We start from the raw sequence: 17,981 nt of genomic DNA, 5'->3' as shown, positions 1-17,981 counted from the left end.
TCCTTATCCAAACCTCAGGCCATGTAGACTTTTGTTTTTTTCATGAAAAAAAACTCAACACACTCGTCTTTAGATAACAATTTATACACCTGACCAAACCAACTGACAAGACGGTGCATTCTGAAAATATGGTCTAATTCGCAATAATGTCAATTTGCTTGCTAAACCATTTACGCTTCCAACTCGTACAGCTAGGAAAAATATACTTAGTTGATATACTAAACCAAACTTAACTCATAGTGCGCCAATGAAATACCAAGACTTACGTGATTTTATAAAACAGCTTGAAAAGCAAGGGGAACTTGTTCGCGTCACCCAGCCTATTTCTACTAAACTAGAAATGACTGAGATTGCCGACCGAACGCTTCGTGCCGGCGGCCCCGCCATTTTATTTGAAAACCCTATCGGCTTCGATATTCCCGTTTTAGCCAATCTTTTTGGTACCCCGAAACGTGTTGCTATGGGTATGGGGCAAAATGATGTCAACGAGCTAAGAGAGGTTGGCAAACTGCTCGCGTTTTTAAAAGAGCCTGAGCCACCCAAAGGGATTAAAGAAGCTCTGGGTCAAATACCGGTATTTAAACAAGTGTTAAATATGCCCGCCAAAGAGGTAAAAAAAGCCCCATGTCAGGAGGTTGTACTTAGTGGTGATGAAGTTGATTTAACCAAGCTACCTATCCAGCACTGTTGGCCCGGTGATGCTGCACCTTTGATTACTTGGGGCTTAACGGTTACCAGAGGCCCTTATAAAAAGCGCCAAAACTTAGGAATTTACCGTCAGCAACTACTCGGTAAAAATAAAATAATCATGCGCTGGCTCTCACATCGAGGTGGCGCACTAGACTTTCAAGAGTGGTGTAAAGAGCACCCGGGCGAACCATACCCGGTCTCAGTTGCACTGGGCGCCGATCCAGCAACTATTTTAGGCGCCGTTACGCCGGTGCCGGATACTCTGAGTGAATACGCATTCGCAGGGTTGCTGCGTGGTAGCAAAACTCAGGTCGTCAAATCTATCTCGAACGAACTTCAAGTTCCAGCAAGTGCCGAAATCGTCTTAGAAGGATATATTCAACCGGGCGAGCTCGCGCCAGAAGGTCCGTATGGCGACCACACCGGTTACTATAATGAAGTAGATGACTTCCCTGTGATGACGGTCACTCATATTACCCATCGTAAAGATCCAATTTACCACAGTACGTATACTGGCCGTCCACCTGATGAACCAGCGATTCTTGGTGTTGCCCTTAATGAGGTATTTGTTCCCATCCTACAAAAGCAGTTTCCAGAAATCGTCGATTTTTATCTTCCACCAGAAGGCTGCTCGTACCGTATGGCGGTCGTCACCATGAAAAAGCAGTATCCGGGGCATGCTAAACGCGTCATGATGGGAGTATGGTCTTTCCTACGTCAGTTTATGTACACCAAGTTTGTGATTGTTTGTGATGATGACGTCAATGCAAGAGATTGGAATGATGTGATCTGGGCTATTACCACCCGCATGGATCCTGCAAGAGACACCACCCTAGTTGAAAGCACACCTATTGACTACCTAGATTTTGCTTCGCCTGTGTCAGGACTTGGTTCCAAAATGGGCATGGATGCCACAAACAAGTGGCCAGGAGAAACTGACCGCGAGTGGGGGGAGCCTATTGTGATGGATCCTACGATAAAACAACGTGTTGATGAAATCTGGGACAGTCTCGGGATAGACACCAAATGACATATATCATCTAACATTGTTCACTTAGCTATGCTAGAGTGCACAGACTTTAGCCACGTGCTTAATAAAGGTAAGGTATGCAAGTATTAGCAGCAGAGGTTGTTTCTATTACACCTCTTACAGAATTTGTTCACAAAGTTATTTTAAAACCTGAAGAGACAGTCAAGTTTGAAGCCGGTCATTATCTGCAAGTCGTACTTGGAGAAAAAGACAAGCGCGCTTTTTCTATCGCCAGTAGCCCATCGACTCAAGATCAACTGGAATTACATATCGGTGCCTCTGGTGCAGACTCTTATGCCATGCAATCTTTAGAGCACCTACGTCAGGCATTTGATACCAAGCAAGCCGTACAGTTAGAGGTGGGTCTTGGCATCTCGCAGTTACGCACGGATCAAAACCGCCCATTAGTATTACTGGCGGGCGGTACAGGGTTTTCTTACGTAAAATCAATGGCTGACTATCTGGCTGAAACGGGATACGACCAACCCGTACTGTTTTACTGGGGCGTAAAAGAAGAGTCAGCACTTTATGCAAAAGCAGAAATGGAAGCTTGGGCATCATCCAACAAACACTTTCAATTTATTCCTGTAGTAGAAAATGCCAGCGATGCTTGGCAAGGCCATCGCGGCTATGTACATCAAGCTGTGATGAAAGATATTGTTTCGTTAGAGCCATACAGCATCTATATGGCTGGGCGCTTTGACATGATTGGCATCGTGCGTGATGATTTTATCAACCATGGCGCAGAGCGTGAGTTTATGTACGCAGATGCCTTCGCGTTTATTAAGTAACCAGAACTAAGTTATTTAATAGCAATTTATTCAATGTGTGACTGGTCGTCAGTCACACATTGAAAAAACAGAACAAACCAATCAAAACAATCCATTTTACCAAAAGTCACTCGCCCGCTATTCTCTTCGTACACACAAAGACCGCGAGAAGTATGATGAGTAAACTCTATGTTCGTGACATTATGTCACCCGATTTTCCAGCACTAACCGCTGACACTGAACTTACTGATGCCATTACTTTGCTGCAAAAGCATCATTTAATTGGTGCTCCTGTGGTAGATACACAGCGTCATCTGGTTGGATTTGTATCAGAACAGCAAATGCTCAAGCCTTTGCTTAATTCCAGCTACTTTTGCGATGGTAAAGTGCAGGTAGGAGATTTACTGGCAACGCCTGCCCTGAGTGTTGAAGCTGCAACAACCGTTGTCGACCTAGCACAGCGAATGCAGCAAAATAACCCTAAGGTTTATCCTGTCATAAACGAAGGTAAAGTCATAGGAATTGTGACGCGTAGCCAAGTGGTTGCGGCACTCAAAGAAAGTTATCTTAGCTGTGCGGGATAATCCCACACAGCTAGTTCAATTTAGGCTTCCTTTGCAAGTAAGGCTTTTTTATCGGCCTCACTTAAAAAAGCAATCTCAACTGCATTGCGCTGCGCTTTATGGATATCACTCAAGTCTAGACCTGCCGCCGCAGCTGCATGGCTATACTCGTTATCTAGCTCAATACCTTGAACCGCAGGATCGTCAGTATTGATGGTTGCCAACACGCCATGATCTAAAAATGCTTTTAACGGATGCGTGGTTAAGCTTTCGACAGTGCTTGTTTGGATGTTACTGGTTAGGCAAGACTCGATCCCGATACGATTATCACGTAAATAGTCCATCAGAGCAGGGTCATGGATTGCTTTAACTCCGTGACCGATACGTGTTGCACCAAGCTCCTTAATAGCTTGCCAGATACTTACCGCGCCCTCAGCTTCGCCAGCATGCACGGTCACACCAAGATAAGCATCACGAACCTGTTTGTAATGTTCAATAAACAGCTCGCCAGGGAAGCCCAGCTCGTCACCCGCGAGGTCAATCGCAACTAACCGCTCCTTAAAGGCAAGTAGCGCGTCTAGCTCATATTGGCATTTCTCAACACCAAATGTGCGTGACATAATGCCAATCAGGTTAACCTGAATGTCTTGACCCTTGACTGCACTTTGCACTCCGTCGACTACGGCTTCAACCACGCCCTGCGGGTGTAGATTATGGGTTTTTGCCATGTAGTAAGGGCTAAACCTTAACTCAGTGTAATCAATACCTTGTGCAACTGCGTCGGCAACATTTTCCACCGCAATACGGCGACAAGCATCGTAGTCACCTAGTACCTTTACACCCCAATCTAGTTTTTCAAGAAACGCCATGAGGTTGGGGGCATTGTCTAACACTTGCACATGGGGGCGCAGGCTTTCAATATCTGTAGCAGGGAGTTCCATATTAAACTGCTGGCCAAGTTCTAAAATCGTTGTCGCACGAACGTTACCATCTAAGTGGCGATGTAAATCTAATAGCGGAAGTGTGTTATTGATCATAAGAGGCTCGATTTGCAGTTAAAATTTTTGGGATCATACGCACCTAACCTAAGATAGCAAGGACAAATGTCAGTCTTGAGTATAGCTAACTTTAATACAAAAAAGCCTGCACATCGCTGGGCAGGCTGTTTGTTACGATTTTGCGATTAAATACGCTTTTTCGTAGGTATGTATTTTTTCGTAGGCGAGCTGAGCTTGTTTACTCCAGCGCGCTTCCCATGGGTGGGCACTTAATGAGTCAAAAATCTTAGCGGCGAGTTCATAATCCGCTTCTGCGTTACAAAGGCACGCAAGTGCAAACAATAGCTCTTTATCATCAGGGTGCTTTTTCAACTGTTGTTGTAAGGCTAATTTAAGCTCTGCGTTAGCCTGTGTATTGTATTGCAGATATTCAGCCAATTGATGATATTGACCCTGCTTCAATAACTTCTTCAAGTCTCCAGTGACTTCTGCAATACGCCCCTGTTGTAACTTAACTTTGGTTAGCGCAGGTACTGCATGTGCCTTTACAGCTTTAGGTAGCATATTAAACAAAGTGTCAGCTTGTTCTGGTGTGGCTGTAAACAAGCGCTCAAACAGAGTTTGCCACTGTGCATCACTCCAATTTAGCTTTTTATGCCACTTTGCAATTTGTGTCGTGGCTTGTTCAGACTGCTGCGCCTCAACACATGCTGCAATATACCCACTTAGCACCGCAGCGGTTGGCTTCGCCGCTGACATTTTGTCATCTAATAAAGCCAACGCTTGCTCACTATTATTGGCTTCAAGCCACAGCGTCGCAAGCTGTCCTTGGTTATCATCGGATATCGCTTCTAACTCAGTATTGGCTTTAACAATATCCCCTTGCTTCAAAGCTGCTTTTGCAGCGATGGCGCGAACATAGTCTTGACGCTCATCTGGCTGCGGCGTTTTTGCTAACAACGTTGCGGCTTGCTCTACTTCACCATTAATTAATAGCCACAAGCTTTCATCCCAAGCTTGCTGCGCTTTTAATTTACGCTTTCTTGAAAAGTGACCTTTGGTATTTATTAGGTGACGCCACGACCAACGCACTATCTTACCCAGCAACACTAAAGCTGTGATAGCGAGTAATAACAAGATAGTGAAAGACACTATGCTGCCTTCAATCGTAGTTTGATTGAAGGAGATAAGCACATAGCCTTTTTCATCAATCAGTAGGTGGCTCGCAGCTAAGGCAATGAAAATGAGTACGAAAGTAATGATTTTTGCCATCATTTGAGCCACCCCTTCACAGCCGCAGGCGTTGCTAGTTCAACAGAATCTTGGCGTTGCACTTCGCTGCGGCTTAGTTTGTGCAGCGCCTGTTGCATCGCATTCACCGAGGGGTGCTGGGTGTCAAAATAACGCGCCAGTGTTTCGGCTGCACCATCAAGGGCACTAAAATAAATGCCTGCTTGTTGATCCATTAGTGCCGCTTGCGCCTGAGTCAAATAAGCACGTAGCTGAGCGCGAATAAGTAGCTGTTCATTCTTATCAAGGAGCGGGTCGATGATCACTTCGTCATGATGGCGTATGGTAATAAAGTCATCAACTAATCTCTGCCAAGAGCGCTGTAAGTTTGCTTTCCAATCATCAACCTGTTGCGATAACACAGCGTCTTCACTCACACTCGTTTGGGGGATCTGTTTGGTTTTAATCGTTAGCACGTCAACCTGAGACAGCAAGCCATGAAGCTCGAAATAGAGCGACTCTGTTTGTGGTTTGGGCAAAGCTTTCAAGGTAGCAATGTCGGTGGCAATCGCCTGTTTCACCACTGCGGTGTTGGACTCAGACGCTAAGCTCTCTAACAACCGCTCAAGGATAGCAACAGCACCAAGGTAATCTTGTTCTGCTGCAACCTTAAACGTAGCTAAGCGCTGTAAATATAAAGCTTCTGAGGCAACTGCACCACTTACTTGCTGCTGCGCCTTAGCAAGCGTCTGCATAAGCTGTGTATCCACATTTTGCTGTTGCTCAGCCAATCGCTTTGTGACATCACCTTGCAGCGAGTCGAGCACTTTTTCTACCCGCTGAAGTTGTGATTTAGCGCCATTCAATTGTGTACTTAGGAGCTGATTTTCCGCGCTAATTGCTTGATTAGCCAATAACGTTTGTTGCAACTGTTGTTGTTGCTGTAGATAAACATAGCCAGCACCAGTACCACTACCAAGCGCGACGAGTAACGCCAAGAGCGCAACCTTACTCACTCCTGTTTTTGCTTGATGTGATGCGACCGTTTGCTCAACTGCTCTTTGTGTTTGCTGAGTATTTGTATGCTTTGTTTGCGATTCAGACTGAGTCATTTTGCGCCCTTGCTGCCTGGTATAGTCGATGATACTCCCTGCGATGGCACGATTATCAGGGCCATGACATACCACAATTTGAGACTGTTCAATGTTATAGGATTGCTGTACATGCTCAGCAATACGTTGGCTCACAACAAAGAAAGTACGCTGAGCCAACCAATCTTTACTTGCTGACGACTGCGTATTAAAAATCGCATCCGCTGCACTGTTACTGGTAATGACTATACCTTCAATCTGCTGGCTTCGCCAGTGGTCTAACCAGCTATCCGAGGTATCCTTTACCGCTGTGCGCTCATACACCGCCAAGCTATCAACGATGGCACCTCTTGCTTTGAGGGTTTGGGCAATAACGGGACGCCCACTTTTGCCTTTAACCAACAATACACGTTTACCCTCAACCGACGACAGCTGCCGAAGTGCAAGCAACCCTTCAGAGTCTGGTTGCTTAGGATATTTAGCCTTGATATTAAGAGTTTGCTGTATAGCATCGGCCGTGCCTTCACCAACAGCAAAGGCTGCGCAATGCCCCGCTAATGGTACTGCTAATTGGCTAAAATAGCGCACTGCATCTGGTGATACAAAAATGGCTAACTCGGCTTCATGTATCATCGCCTGAGCCGCGTCACTAACCGCGACTTCATTTAACCTTAGTACAGGGCAAATCACAGAGCTTATCTGCTGCTGTGACAATAACTCAGATAACGGCTCAGATTTTCCAACAGGTCGAGTCAGCGCAACTTTCATTTAAGCGTCCTTATAAACCTCAGCTAAAATCTTGTCTGCTCCTTGTGCAAGTAACGATTCGGCGAGTTGAATGCCAAGTTGCTCAGCCTCTGCGACAGTACCACGGCACTCACCACGCAAGATTTCACTACCATCAATTGCACCGACTAGACCTCGTAAGTGTACTTGATCACCCGAAACTTCAGCGTACGCACCGATTGGAACCTGACAGCCCCCCTCTAAACGACGGTTCATTGCTCGCTCAGCAAGTACACGAATGCGCGTGTCAGTATGTTCAAGTGGTGCTAAAAAGGCTTTGGTCTGTGCATCATTGCTACGACACTCAATGCCCACCGCGCCTTGACCATTTGCCGGTAACGAAGCTTCAGGCTCAATATAGCTTGCGATTCTATCAATCATTTCTAAACGGATAAGTCCCGCTGCGGCCAAAATAATGGCATCAAACTCACCGGCGTCCAACTTGGCTAGGCGGGTGTTCACATTCCCCCTCAAGTCCTTAATTACCAGATCAGGACGTGCCGCTCGAATTTGACACTGGCGTCGTAAACTAGAAGTGCCCACTATTGCACCTTTTGGTAGCTCTGCCAGTGACGCATAAGTATTAGATACAAACGCATCCCTTGGGTCTTCTCGCTCACAAATAGTGTGCAGTTCTAGCCCTTCAGGAAAATCAACAGGCACGTCCTTCATTGAGTGCACAGCAATGTCAGCTCTGCCCTCTAACATTGCCTGCTCCAGCTCTTTTACAAAAAGCCCTTTACCGCCGATCTTGGCCAAAGGTGTATCTAAGATTTTGTCGCCTTTCGTCGACATTGGCACAAGCTCTACTTTTAAGTTTGCATGGTGTTTTTCAAGTTCAGCTTTTACAAACTCAGCTTGCCAAAGCGCTAACGCGCTTTTACGAGTCGCAATACGTAATACGGAAACTTGTTCTGTCATGATTTGCCTTTTGCGTTAGTACAGCAACTCAAAGCGTCGCTGTATATTCTTATATTTGGTAACTTGGCCGCACAAATGAACGGCCTCAGCATGAGTGGGTCAGATCATTGCTGTGTATTATCAACGATGCGAAATGACTTCTGTGCTAATAACTGTCCAGCATTCGTTACTACTTCAACTCGCCAGTCGCCAGTTTGACTCGGCATAATATTTTTACTCGAGTAGGTTCGATAACGCATCGCTTCAATAGGTAGTTCAACTTCAGCCATTAATTCATCTTGATGAAACCACAAGTGCGATACAAGCTCCCCCTTGAGAGCATGTACTTCAGTGAAAAAGTAAAGTTTCTCTTTGATTTGCGCTGCGGAGATAATGTCTTTGAGTACATTAGTCGGCTCGCGATTATCAACCATCGTGGTTAACACCGCTCGACTAATAAATTGTGTATCAATCTTTGCTCCCAGCGCTACGCTTGCTACCTGCGCATCTGGGTTAAATCGCTTTATCTGCCCTGTTTCTGTTTCTGTTTCTGTTTCTGTTTCTGTTTCTGTTTCTGTTTCTGTTTCTGTTTCTGTTTCTGTTTCTGTTTCTGTTTCTGTTTCTGTTTCTGTTTCTGTTTCTGTTTCTGTTTCTGTTTCTGTTTCTGTTTCTGTTTCTGTTTCTGTTTCTGTTTCTCCAACAGGTTGCTGCACCACTTCATTCAATGCAAGATCTGAAGCGGTATTCGTGGTAAGCACAGCTGTAACAGGCGATTCATTGTCAGCTGTTCCTTGCGCTACACTAGGTAGAGCCTCACTCGTGTCTAACGCTACAGCCATATCATCAGCGCTGTCGATATCAATCGTGACGGCGACAACTTGGCCATCATCTTCGTCAGCATTCACACTGTTGACGACACCGTAGACACCCGCAGTTGCAATGCCAGCAAATGCCACCGTTGCCATAAAAATGCGCTTCCAGTGCCATTGATAGGTCACCGCTGAGGGCTTTGAAGGCTGCTTACTCACCGACGTTTTTATGACAATTTTTTGTGACATTGCTTTGCTCCTGTATCTGTCACCTGCATGTGATACTAAGTGATATTAATCACTCAGTCTTTCAATAAGCCAAGCACGAATGGCTTTTAATTCTTCAAGACAAACCTGATGCTCCATGGGATAGTCTTGCCAGCTTACCTCATAACCTTGCTGCTTTAATGTATTAAAGGCTTGTTCACCAGCAAACATTGGAACCACTGGATCTGCACTACCGTGTGCCATAAAAATCGCAAGTTCAGTTTGCTTCGCTTCTGCACTCAGTTTTTCAGGCACACACATATAAGTGGATAGTGCCATGACACCAGCTAGTTTTACAGCCAAACGCGGTGCAAGATGAAGCGCAATCACGCCACCTTGAGAAAACCCAGCAAGAATAATACGGTTAGCTGGAATACCTTTATCTAACTGTGCCTGAATTAACGCTTCAACCTGAGCTGAAGAGTCTCGCACACCTTGCTCATCCGCTCTTTTATCCAGATCAAATGATTTAATATCATACCAAGCACGCATGACCATACCACCATTTATGGTGACCGGCTGCTCTGGTGCATGTGGAAAAATAAATTTTACGCCTAATTCACCTGGTAAGTTTAGCTCAGGTGCAATCGGTAAGAAGCCATTACCTGAGTCGCCCAAGCCATGTAACCAAATGATGCTCGCTTTATGCTCTCCCACGGCGGGGTGTTCTACAAACTCCAACATCAATCGTGCTGCCACTCTATAGGGGTGTGTGCTTGCTTCGTGGCTGCGTCGCTCATAAATTGCCAAAACTCAGCACCGGAGCGATTATCAATCCACTGATCACCACGCAATTCAAAGTGATGACCATTAAACTTAGTCGCCACCCATACTTGGTGCAATGGTGCTTGTTTGTTGATAACAATTTTGCTCTTGTCAGGGAAAATAATCTCTAGAATTCCCGCTGCTGATTCGTAATCTAAATCAGCGTCACAATCATCGATCTGCTCTTCAATAGTCAACATTAGCGCATCGGCTAACTCATGATATTCACTTTCTGTCATCGTGATTTCCTCTTACTGACGCACTACGGCATGGTGCCTAAGCTTAACTCGCTATTTGAGCAATTTGATGAAGACGAAATTTCAATAGCGAAAAGCTGCTTTTTTTATCAATTCTGTTACTCTGCGATTATAAAGGCACTGACACGAATTATCTAATGAAAGCGACACCTTATAAATTTAGCGTAACGGCACTTGTTTTTACTACTTTAATCGGATTATCGGGTTGCGGTCAAAGCGGTCCGCTTTATTTGCCTGAGCAACAGGCTAAAAAATCAAACCAATCGAAAGTAGAACAAGCAAACCAGCCTGCAGCAGAACAACAGGAGCGTTAAAATGGATTATTTCAATTACCGAGATGGTAAGTTATTTGCAGAGGATGTCTCGATTAGCGATATAGCCAAGCAATATGGTACTCCCTGTTATGTCTATTCGAAAAAAACCCTCGTTAGGCATTATCACGCTTTTACGGATGCCGCAGCCGGTCATCCCCACTTAGTGTGCTATGCAGTAAAAGCAAACTCCAATATTGCCGTCTTGAATGTCTTAGCTCAGCTTGGTTCTGGTTTTGATATTGTGTCAAAGGGTGAACTTGCTCGTGTACTTAAAGCCGGTGGAGATCCACAAAAAGTCGTCTTTTCTGGTGTCGCAAAAACAGAAGATGAAATCGCGTTTGCGCTTGATACTGGTATAAAGTGTTTTAATGTTGAATCGATTGCAGAGCTTCACCGGATCAGTGAAGTAGCGACTAGGCTAGATAAAATCGCGCCTATTTCATTGCGCGTAAACCCGGATATTGACGCGAAGACTCACCCTTACATTTCGACGGGCTTGAAAGAAAATAAGTTTGGTATTGATATCAAGGCTGCATTTGATGTGTACCAGCTCGCCTATGCCCTACCTGGCTTAAAAGTAGTTGGGATCGACTTCCACATCGGGTCTCAGTTAGTTGAGGTTAATCCATTTTTAGCCGCTTTAGATAAAGTGCTTGCGCTAATCACACAGCTGGAAAAAGCGGGGATTTACTTACATCACTTGGATATTGGTGGCGGCCTTGGTGTACCATATGATGGTGAAAAACCACCGCACCCGAGTGCATACGCTGCAGAAATTAAAGCCAGACTGGAGCAATTTACTGATCTAGAACTTATTTTTGAACCCGGTCGTGCCATCGCGGCAAATGCGGGGGTTCTAGTCACTAAAGTCGAATTTATTAAGCCAACTGCACACAAGCACTTTGCAATTGTTGATGCCGGCATGAACGATATGCTGCGCCCGTCGCTATATCAAGCTTGGCAAAATATTGTGCCAGTCACGCCGCGAGACGATGTAGAGTCGATAAATTATGACGTGGTTGGCCCTGTATGCGAAACAGGTGACTTTTTAGGTAAAGACCGAGTACTAAAACTAAAAGCAGGTGATCTATTAGCACAACGCAGTGCTGGTGCCTATGGCTTTACCATGAGCTCAAATTATAACTCTCGCCCTCGTTGTGCAGAAGTTATGGTGGATAACGACCAGCATCACTTAATTCGCCAAAGAGAACCACTAGAGTCTCTGTGGCAATATGAACAACTACTGCCACAATAACCCAACTTAGTACATAACCTAGGGGGCAGCATAAAGCTTTACATTAAGCCGCTTCCCTAGTCGATGTATCCATGGCAAAGTATTAGCAAAGTGAGGACATGGTTTTATACCAAAAGATAACCACTCTATGTTTATAAACTTTTCAAAAATGCACGGTTTAGGCAATGACTTTGTGGTGATAGATAATGTCACTCAAAATGTATTCTTGTCTCGAGACCAAATAAAAAAGCTTGCAGATCGCCATTTTGGCATTGGCTTTGACCAGTTATTAATGGTCGAGGCGCCTTACTCTCCCGACTTGGACTTTCATTATCGTATTTTTAATGCTGACGGTAATGAAGTTGAACAATGCGGTAATGGTGCTCGTTGCTTTGCCCGTTTCGTACGGATGAAGGGACTCACCAATAAGCACAAGGTGAATGTATCCACCAAAGGGGGCAATATTACTCTGTACATCGAGAAAGACGGTCAAGTGACAGTCAATATGGGCAAGCCAAATTCGAATCCACAAGCCATTCCGTTTCGTGCAAATAAGCAAGAAAACACCTATATTTTAAGAGCTGATGAACATACCGTGTTCTGTAGTGCCGTATCGATGGGCAACCCACATGGTGTAATCATTGTGGACAGTATTGACACCGCAGATGTTCACACGCTTGGTCCTTTACTAGAACACCATGAACGATTTCCACAAAAAGCCAACATCGGCTTTATGGAAGTCGTATCTAGAGAGTATATAAAGTTACGGGTGTGGGAACGCGGTGCGGGTGAAACCTTGGCATGTGGCACTGGCGCTTGCGCTGCTGTAGTTACCGGTATTATGCAAGGAAAGCTGGATGAAACGGTTAGGGTTGACCTACCTGGCGGCAGCTTGCAGGTGCGCTGGGCAGGTCAAGGCCAAGTGGTGAAAATGACCGGACCGGCGGAACACGTTTTTGACGGACAAATAGCGATATGACCCAAAAAGAAAGCGAGGTGACAGAGCAACACGTTGTAGAATACCTACGCGCGCACCCTGACTTTTTATTGCGCCATCCCTATCTTATGTTGGAGTTGAAATTACACCACCAACAGCAAGGATTACCTGACCTTTCCTTGCATCAACAGCGCCTGTTGCGACAGGAAGTCGACACGCTAAAACAGCAGATCCGCGACATGATTGAACATGCAACGGCCAATGAGCTGATCTTCAAGCAGCTTACGCAATGCCAGCTGGCCATCATGCGCTGTACGGAGCTAAACGCGATTAATGACACATTGGCACAACGCTTTGATGCCTACAGCGACATTCAATGTAAGCTTATCAGTATTGACGACTCAGTGTCTGAATTGGTTACAGCGAAGCTAACCAGCAGTAACTGCTATCTCGGTCGTATCAGCCAGCAATTTGCAGCACAACTATTTAGCGACTTTGAGGTTGGCTCCGTTGCACTATATCGCATTTCGGCATCGGAACAAGGGAACTACATTCTCGCGTTTGCTAGCCGCTCAGCTGAACACTTCTCACCACAGCATGATAATATGTTGATCGCAGCATTTATCCAAACGTTAACGCTAAAACTCGAAGCGCTGGCATGACCCAAACGCCGCTAACCGATGAATGGGCAGAGCCAATCACCGCCTTTATGGCACACCTTCGCCATGAAAAGCACTACTCTGAGCACACCTTGAACCAGTATCGGACGCAACTCACTCAAGCAGCCTTATATTTTTGCCAGTACGCCAGTGCTTGGCAACAAGTTAGTGGCGAACAGATCCGTCGCTACAGCATGAAACTGCGAAGCCAAAATTACAACCCCAGAACCATCAACCTTAAACTCAGTTGTATCCGCAGTTTATACAAGTTTCTAAAACTAAAATCGCAATCAAAGCAAGCTGTCGTAAACCCGGCACAAGGGATCCGAGGCCCTAAATTTCAAAAGCCATTACCAAAAAACCTTGATGTCGACCAAATGGGGCAATTATTAGAAATTCCATCAGATGATGCTTTAGCTGTTCGTGATAAAGCCATGATGGAATTAATGTACTCCAGTGGGTTACGGCTGAGCGAGTTAGTTGGTGCAAACCTATTAGATGTGAAAGATGGCGAGATCCGAGTGTTAGGTAAAGGTGGTAAAACCCGTATTGTTCCCGTTGGGGGCAAAGCGCTCAACGCATTAGACGACTGGCTGAATATCCGTTCACAGTATGCTCCGCCAGAAGAGCCTGCGCTTTTTGTCAGCAAATTAAAGCGCCGGATAAGTCCACGGCATGTGCGCGCAAGGATGAAAGAATGGGGGCTGAAGCAAGGGATAAGTACACCTATTCATCCACATAAACTGCGACACTCTTTTGCCACCCATTTACTTGAGTCTAGTGGCGACTTGCGAGCAGTCCAAGAAATGCTTGGTCACGCTAGTTTGTCAGCCACGCAGGTCTATACCCATTTAGATTTTCAACATCTAGCAAAAGTGTATGATAGTGCTCACCCTAGAGCGAAAAAACAAAAAGACGAGTAATCATGCGATTTAATAAGCCTATTTCAACTATCCGCGCGATTAGTTTTGATTTAGACGACACGCTATACGATAACCGCCCAATTATTATTGCTGCGGTTCAAGCAATGACCGATCACCTCAACGCTATCCCAAAATGGCGTGCCAAAGGGGAAACATTTTGGTTACAGTGTCGTGATCAAGCGCTCAAACAAGACCGGACGCTGGCGGAAAACGCCACTCGATGGCGTCAAGCTGCTCTCCATCTCGGTTTCACCATACTGGGATATGAACATGATGCAGCAGCAGATGCTACTCAACGTGCTTACCAAGCGTTTGCAGATGCCCGTAGCAATATTGTCGTCAGCGACTCCGTTATCGACTTACTCACACAATTACGTCGTAAGTTTCATATTATCGCCATCACAAACGGTAATGTAGAGGTAGAGAAATTTAACCTAAGGAATAGCTTTGACTTAGTGCTTCGCGCTGGCATTGATGGTCGTGCTAAACCTCACCCTGAACTTTATCACCTTGCTTGTCAGCATTTTAATATTACACCAGAACAGTTACTCCATGTAGGTGATAGCCTAGATACGGACGTCCAAGGTGCACATCGCGCAGGTGCATCAAGCGTCTGGCTGCGCAATAACTTTACTCAATACCGCTATCAAGGATTAGCAAATATAGAAATAGATAACATACAGATGTTAAAAAACATGATGTAATGTTTCTCTACTGTGGTTGCATTCAGTGCTCGAATAACGTACTAATATTGACTTCCAAAAAACGATAATAATGGAAGTAAATTATGTCATCACAGGACACCACAAGTGATGTGGGCTTTTTTGGCCATCCCAAAGGCCTACTCACTCTTTTTCTCACTGAGATGTGGGAGCGCATGAGTTACTATGGCATGCGCGCCATGCTCGTTCTTTTTATGACCGCCACCTTACAACAAGAAGGACTTGGTTTTACAGTTGCATCAGCTGCTGCAATTTATGGTCTCTATACCGGCTCAGTCTATTTTTTAGGGTTGCCTGGAGGCTGGATAGCTGACCGCTTGCTCGGTGGCCAACGTGCCGTTTGGTATGGCGGTATTATCATTATGATCGGCCATATTATTCTTGCCATACCCAGCCAATTTTCTTTTTTTGTCGGGCTCATCTTCGTTGCCTGTGGGACTGGATTATTAAAGCCAAACATCAGCGCAATGGTTGGCCAACTTTATAGTGATGAAGACAACCGTCGAGATAGTGGCTATGCCATTTACTATATGGGTATCAACTTAGGCTCTGTGATTGGCTATATGGTCTGTGGCTATTTTATGGAAAATATCGGATGGCATTGGGCGTTTGGCGCTGCGGCTGTTGGTATGGCTATTGGCCTTATCACTTACCGCTTAACAGGTCGTCACATTGCAACTGTTGGCCATGTTCCAACCAACCCTATGTCAGCCAGCCAAAGTACTAAAGCATGGAGTGCAATCGCCCTTGCCGTTGCGACTGTTGCTGCTGTGACAATTGCCACCTTTACCGGTGTACTGATCATCGACCCCGTTATACTGGCAAAATATGTCGCTATCGCCTTTACGATCACCTTTTTCTTGTACTATGGCTACATTTACTTTGCTGGTAACTTAGATGACAATGAAAAGCGCCGTATGTGGGCATTATTTTTGGTTTGCGTAGCCTCAACGTGCTTTTGGTCTGGCTTTGAACAAGCAGGTTCATCGCTGAACTTATTCGCCCGAGATTATACAGACCGCCTGATCGGCAGCTTCAGTATTCCTACAGCTTGGTTTCAGTCAACTAACGCTTTTTTCATCATTATCTTATCACCGTTTTTTGCCGCCCTTTGGATTAACTTAGCTAAGCGCATGATAACGCCGACCTACAGTATTAAATGTGCAATCGGATTACTTATTATGGCAAGTGGCTTTATTGTCATGTTTTTCGCTTCTCAATATGCTGCACAGGGCTTGAAAGTAGCACCTATGTGGCTGATCACCACTTATTTTCTTCATACGGTTGGCGAGCTATGTCTAAGCCCGGTTGCACTTAGTGCAGTCAGTAAGTTATCTCCAAAGCGCTTTGCTGGACAGATGATGGGCGTATTCGTACTAACTTACTCTATTGGCAATATTTTCTCAGGTCTACTAGCAGGCAGCTTCGACCCTAATAATATCGCTGATCTTCCAAACCTCTATCTGCAAATTGCACTATTCACAATCGGTATTGGTGTTTTTGTAGGTGTGCTTGGATTAAAAACCAAGCATTGGGAGAAACAATCTGAAAAGCCGCTCACTGAGCAAACGGCTTAACCGCCATGATGTAAGTGTAGGGGCGTCATGCTCCTACATCTTCTCAAATTCAGCTGAAACCAACTGCCCTTCGTATGCCTTAAAGTGACCCACCCACTTGGGTGCAGCCACCTCTATGGTGTCATAAAAACGTTCAACTTTACCTAGTTTTGACGCCGCACTTTGTGGATCAAGATAACTAATACCATAAAACTGCCATGGTAATAGCACCTGAGATATTGATGCCAAACCAATCAAGTTGGCATTACGCAAAGACCATGCTTCTTGTAGTTTTACTGAGGTTACTTTACCTAACTTGTTCAACTCCATAAGCTGATGGCACCCCGTATACAATATTGTTTTGCGTTCAACATCTTGCCATTGAATAAGATGAGATTGCTGCTGCTCGATAAACAAGTCTATATCTGTTTTACCTTGATAACAGGGTGGCGTAGTCGGCTCATCAATGTGAAAGCGACCTATCGTTAACTCAGACAACTTAGTGTTTGGAGTTTTGGTATATCTCCCCTCTTGAAAGAAAGCGACATTAGCATAGCGTGCAGTTAGCACAGAGACATGATGTTGGCTCAAAGGTCGATGGATAATAGCAAGAGACTCATCTTCGACTTGCACCTTGGCATCAATATCGTGGATATTAATTAAGTTTGCCAATGCTACGGGCAATAAGGTAAACGCATATTGATAACCTACCAGCTTGTCGTGTTCAAACAAGAATGCGTGGTTACGGCCAATCGTGGCTAGTTTTTGGTGACTGTTAACCGGCCATACGAGTGTAAAGCGCCCTATTTGCTGCTCTGCGGCAGCAAAGGTATCACCCAAGGCTACCCCAAATACCTCTGTGGGTGTAATTGCGGTATCTTTAACTTGGGTCACCTTTTGCTCAGCACGCTTGGCGTTAAGATCAATTGTAATTTGAGATGAAACTGTGTGTGTCTTTTTGGAAAAAGCAGTCGCGGTAATCATTTCATAATTATCAGCCGTGATGGCTGTTTTTGTGCGGCATGCTATCACAGGATAAGCAAATATGCGCCCTGATACAGCGACAAGTTTTCCATTATCTTTTAACCTCTCTTTTAGTACCACTTTGTCTATGATTAGGTCGCGACCTTGCTCTTCAGATTTCTCGATCAGCGCCTCAAATAGTGACCGTTTTACTCCATCTAGCAAGTCAGTGGCGACTGTTTCTATTTGCTCTCTACGGGGTTCTTTTCCCATTAACGTTGTGATTGAATCAAAGTGCTGCCGAAAAATATTGATAACCGTTGCACTCTCGTTAATGTCACAGTCACTGCCTTTCATCCATATTTGTGCAGCAGGTACGTGCGAGGAGAATATGACTAGGCTTGCCAACAAAACTTTTTTATTCATTTTTTTCCTTGTTCTTTGTCCTGACATTAACTTAACGCAAACCAATATGAACCTGTAGTTTTTATTGCGATTTTGCTACTGTACAAACTCT

General features: G+C 45.0%; 18 protein-coding genes. 10 read left to right on the top strand and 8 right to left on the bottom strand.

Going from position 1 to position 17,981, the window contains the following annotated elements:
- Positions 1–247 precede the first annotated feature (247 nt).
- The 3 genes from ubiD (at position 248) to J8Z24_RS00460 (ending at position 3,074) form a co-directional block, all read left to right on the top strand.
- Positions 248–1,720: a 4-hydroxy-3-polyprenylbenzoate decarboxylase gene (gene ubiD, locus J8Z24_RS00470; protein WP_252095094.1), complete on the top strand. Its 1,473-nt coding sequence runs from the start codon at positions 248–250 to the stop codon at positions 1,718–1,720.
- Positions 1,721–1,797: 77 nt separating this feature from the next.
- Positions 1,798–2,511, top strand: a complete 714-nt coding sequence (gene fre, locus J8Z24_RS00465) for an NAD(P)H-flavin reductase (protein ID WP_252095093.1) — start codon at positions 1,798–1,800, stop codon at positions 2,509–2,511.
- Positions 2,512–2,663: 152 nt separating this feature from the next.
- The gene (locus tag J8Z24_RS00460) at positions 2,664–3,074 is read left to right on the top strand and encodes a CBS domain-containing protein (RefSeq protein WP_373865578.1); all 411 of its coding nucleotides are present in this window, start codon (positions 2,664–2,666) and stop codon (positions 3,072–3,074) included.
- Between the two features lie 20 nt (positions 3,075–3,094).
- Here the strand turns inward: J8Z24_RS00460 and add are convergent, their stop codons facing one another.
- From add to cyaY, 7 genes are all read right to left on the bottom strand, one after another.
- Entirely contained in the window at positions 3,095–4,090 is a 996-nt protein-coding gene (gene add, locus J8Z24_RS00455) for an adenosine deaminase (protein ID WP_252095092.1), read from the bottom strand.
- Between the two features lie 132 nt (positions 4,091–4,222).
- The gene (locus J8Z24_RS00450) at positions 4,223–5,326 is read right to left on the bottom strand and encodes a heme biosynthesis HemY N-terminal domain-containing protein (protein WP_147389215.1); all 1,104 of its coding nucleotides are present in this window, start codon (positions 5,324–5,326) and stop codon (positions 4,223–4,225) included.
- Complete coding sequence (locus tag J8Z24_RS00445) at positions 5,323–7,140, bottom strand: uroporphyrinogen-III C-methyltransferase (RefSeq protein ID WP_252095091.1); 1,818 nt, start codon at positions 7,138–7,140, stop codon at positions 5,323–5,325. Before J8Z24_RS00445 ends, J8Z24_RS00450 begins: the two co-directional genes overlap by 4 nt.
- On the bottom strand, positions 7,141–8,079 hold the full coding sequence (gene hemC, locus J8Z24_RS00440) for a hydroxymethylbilane synthase (RefSeq protein WP_128731202.1): 939 nt from the start codon (positions 8,077–8,079) through the stop codon (positions 7,141–7,143).
- A 104-nt stretch (positions 8,080–8,183) separates the two neighbouring features.
- Positions 8,184–9,116, bottom strand: a complete 933-nt coding sequence (locus tag J8Z24_RS00435; protein WP_252095090.1) for a DUF2914 domain-containing protein — start codon at positions 9,114–9,116, stop codon at positions 8,184–8,186.
- Positions 9,117–9,161: 45 nt separating this feature from the next.
- On the bottom strand, positions 9,162–9,818 hold the full coding sequence (locus J8Z24_RS00430; RefSeq protein WP_176033717.1) for an alpha/beta hydrolase: 657 nt from the start codon (positions 9,816–9,818) through the stop codon (positions 9,162–9,164).
- Positions 9,818–10,138, bottom strand: coding sequence for an iron donor protein CyaY (cyaY, locus tag J8Z24_RS00425; protein ID WP_252095089.1), 321 nt, complete (start codon positions 10,136–10,138; stop codon positions 9,818–9,820). Before cyaY ends, J8Z24_RS00430 begins: the two co-directional genes overlap by 1 nt.
- 155 nt (positions 10,139–10,293) lie before the next feature.
- Here cyaY and lptM point away from each other — a divergent pair, with 155 nt between their 5' ends.
- The 7 genes from lptM to J8Z24_RS00390 all read left to right on the top strand — a co-directional run bounded on the left by lptM (position 10,294) and on the right by J8Z24_RS00390 (position 16,522).
- Entirely contained in the window at positions 10,294–10,470 is a 177-nt protein-coding gene (gene lptM, locus J8Z24_RS00420; protein WP_128731199.1) for an LPS translocon maturation chaperone LptM, read from the top strand.
- Between the two features lies 1 nt (position 10,471).
- Positions 10,472–11,725, top strand: a complete 1,254-nt coding sequence (gene lysA / locus J8Z24_RS00415) for a diaminopimelate decarboxylase (RefSeq protein WP_252095088.1) — start codon at positions 10,472–10,474, stop codon at positions 11,723–11,725.
- Between the two features lie 127 nt (positions 11,726–11,852).
- A complete protein-coding gene (dapF, locus tag J8Z24_RS00410; RefSeq protein ID WP_125253616.1) occupies positions 11,853–12,683 on the top strand; it encodes a diaminopimelate epimerase in 831 nt (276 codons plus the stop codon).
- Entirely contained in the window at positions 12,680–13,303 is a 624-nt protein-coding gene (locus tag J8Z24_RS00405; protein WP_147389220.1) for a DUF484 family protein, read from the top strand. Before dapF ends, J8Z24_RS00405 begins: the two co-directional genes overlap by 4 nt.
- Complete coding sequence (gene xerC, locus J8Z24_RS00400; RefSeq protein ID WP_176033719.1) at positions 13,300–14,223, top strand: tyrosine recombinase XerC; 924 nt, start codon at positions 13,300–13,302, stop codon at positions 14,221–14,223. Before J8Z24_RS00405 ends, xerC begins: the two co-directional genes overlap by 4 nt.
- A 2-nt stretch (positions 14,224–14,225) precedes the next feature.
- Positions 14,226–14,927, top strand: coding sequence for an HAD-IA family hydrolase (locus J8Z24_RS00395; protein ID WP_176033720.1), 702 nt, complete (start codon positions 14,226–14,228; stop codon positions 14,925–14,927).
- An 83-nt stretch (positions 14,928–15,010) separates the two neighbouring features.
- Positions 15,011–16,522, top strand: a complete 1,512-nt coding sequence (locus J8Z24_RS00390; RefSeq protein WP_252095087.1) for a peptide MFS transporter — start codon at positions 15,011–15,013, stop codon at positions 16,520–16,522.
- A gap of 33 nt (positions 16,523–16,555) precedes the next feature.
- Here J8Z24_RS00390 and J8Z24_RS00385 read toward each other — a convergent pair whose 3' ends face one another.
- A complete protein-coding gene (locus tag J8Z24_RS00385; RefSeq protein WP_252095086.1) occupies positions 16,556–17,890 on the bottom strand; it encodes a hypothetical protein in 1,335 nt (444 codons plus the stop codon).
- Between the last annotated feature and the right edge of the window lie 91 nt (positions 17,891–17,981).

It is taken from the genome of Pseudoalteromonas sp. SCSIO 43201, assembly GCF_023716725.1.
GTDB lineage: Bacteria > Pseudomonadota > Gammaproteobacteria > Enterobacterales > Alteromonadaceae > Pseudoalteromonas > Pseudoalteromonas peptidolytica.
The sequence above is the reverse complement of the archived record's forward strand: the minus strand, read 5'-3'. Positions and strand labels throughout refer to the sequence as shown.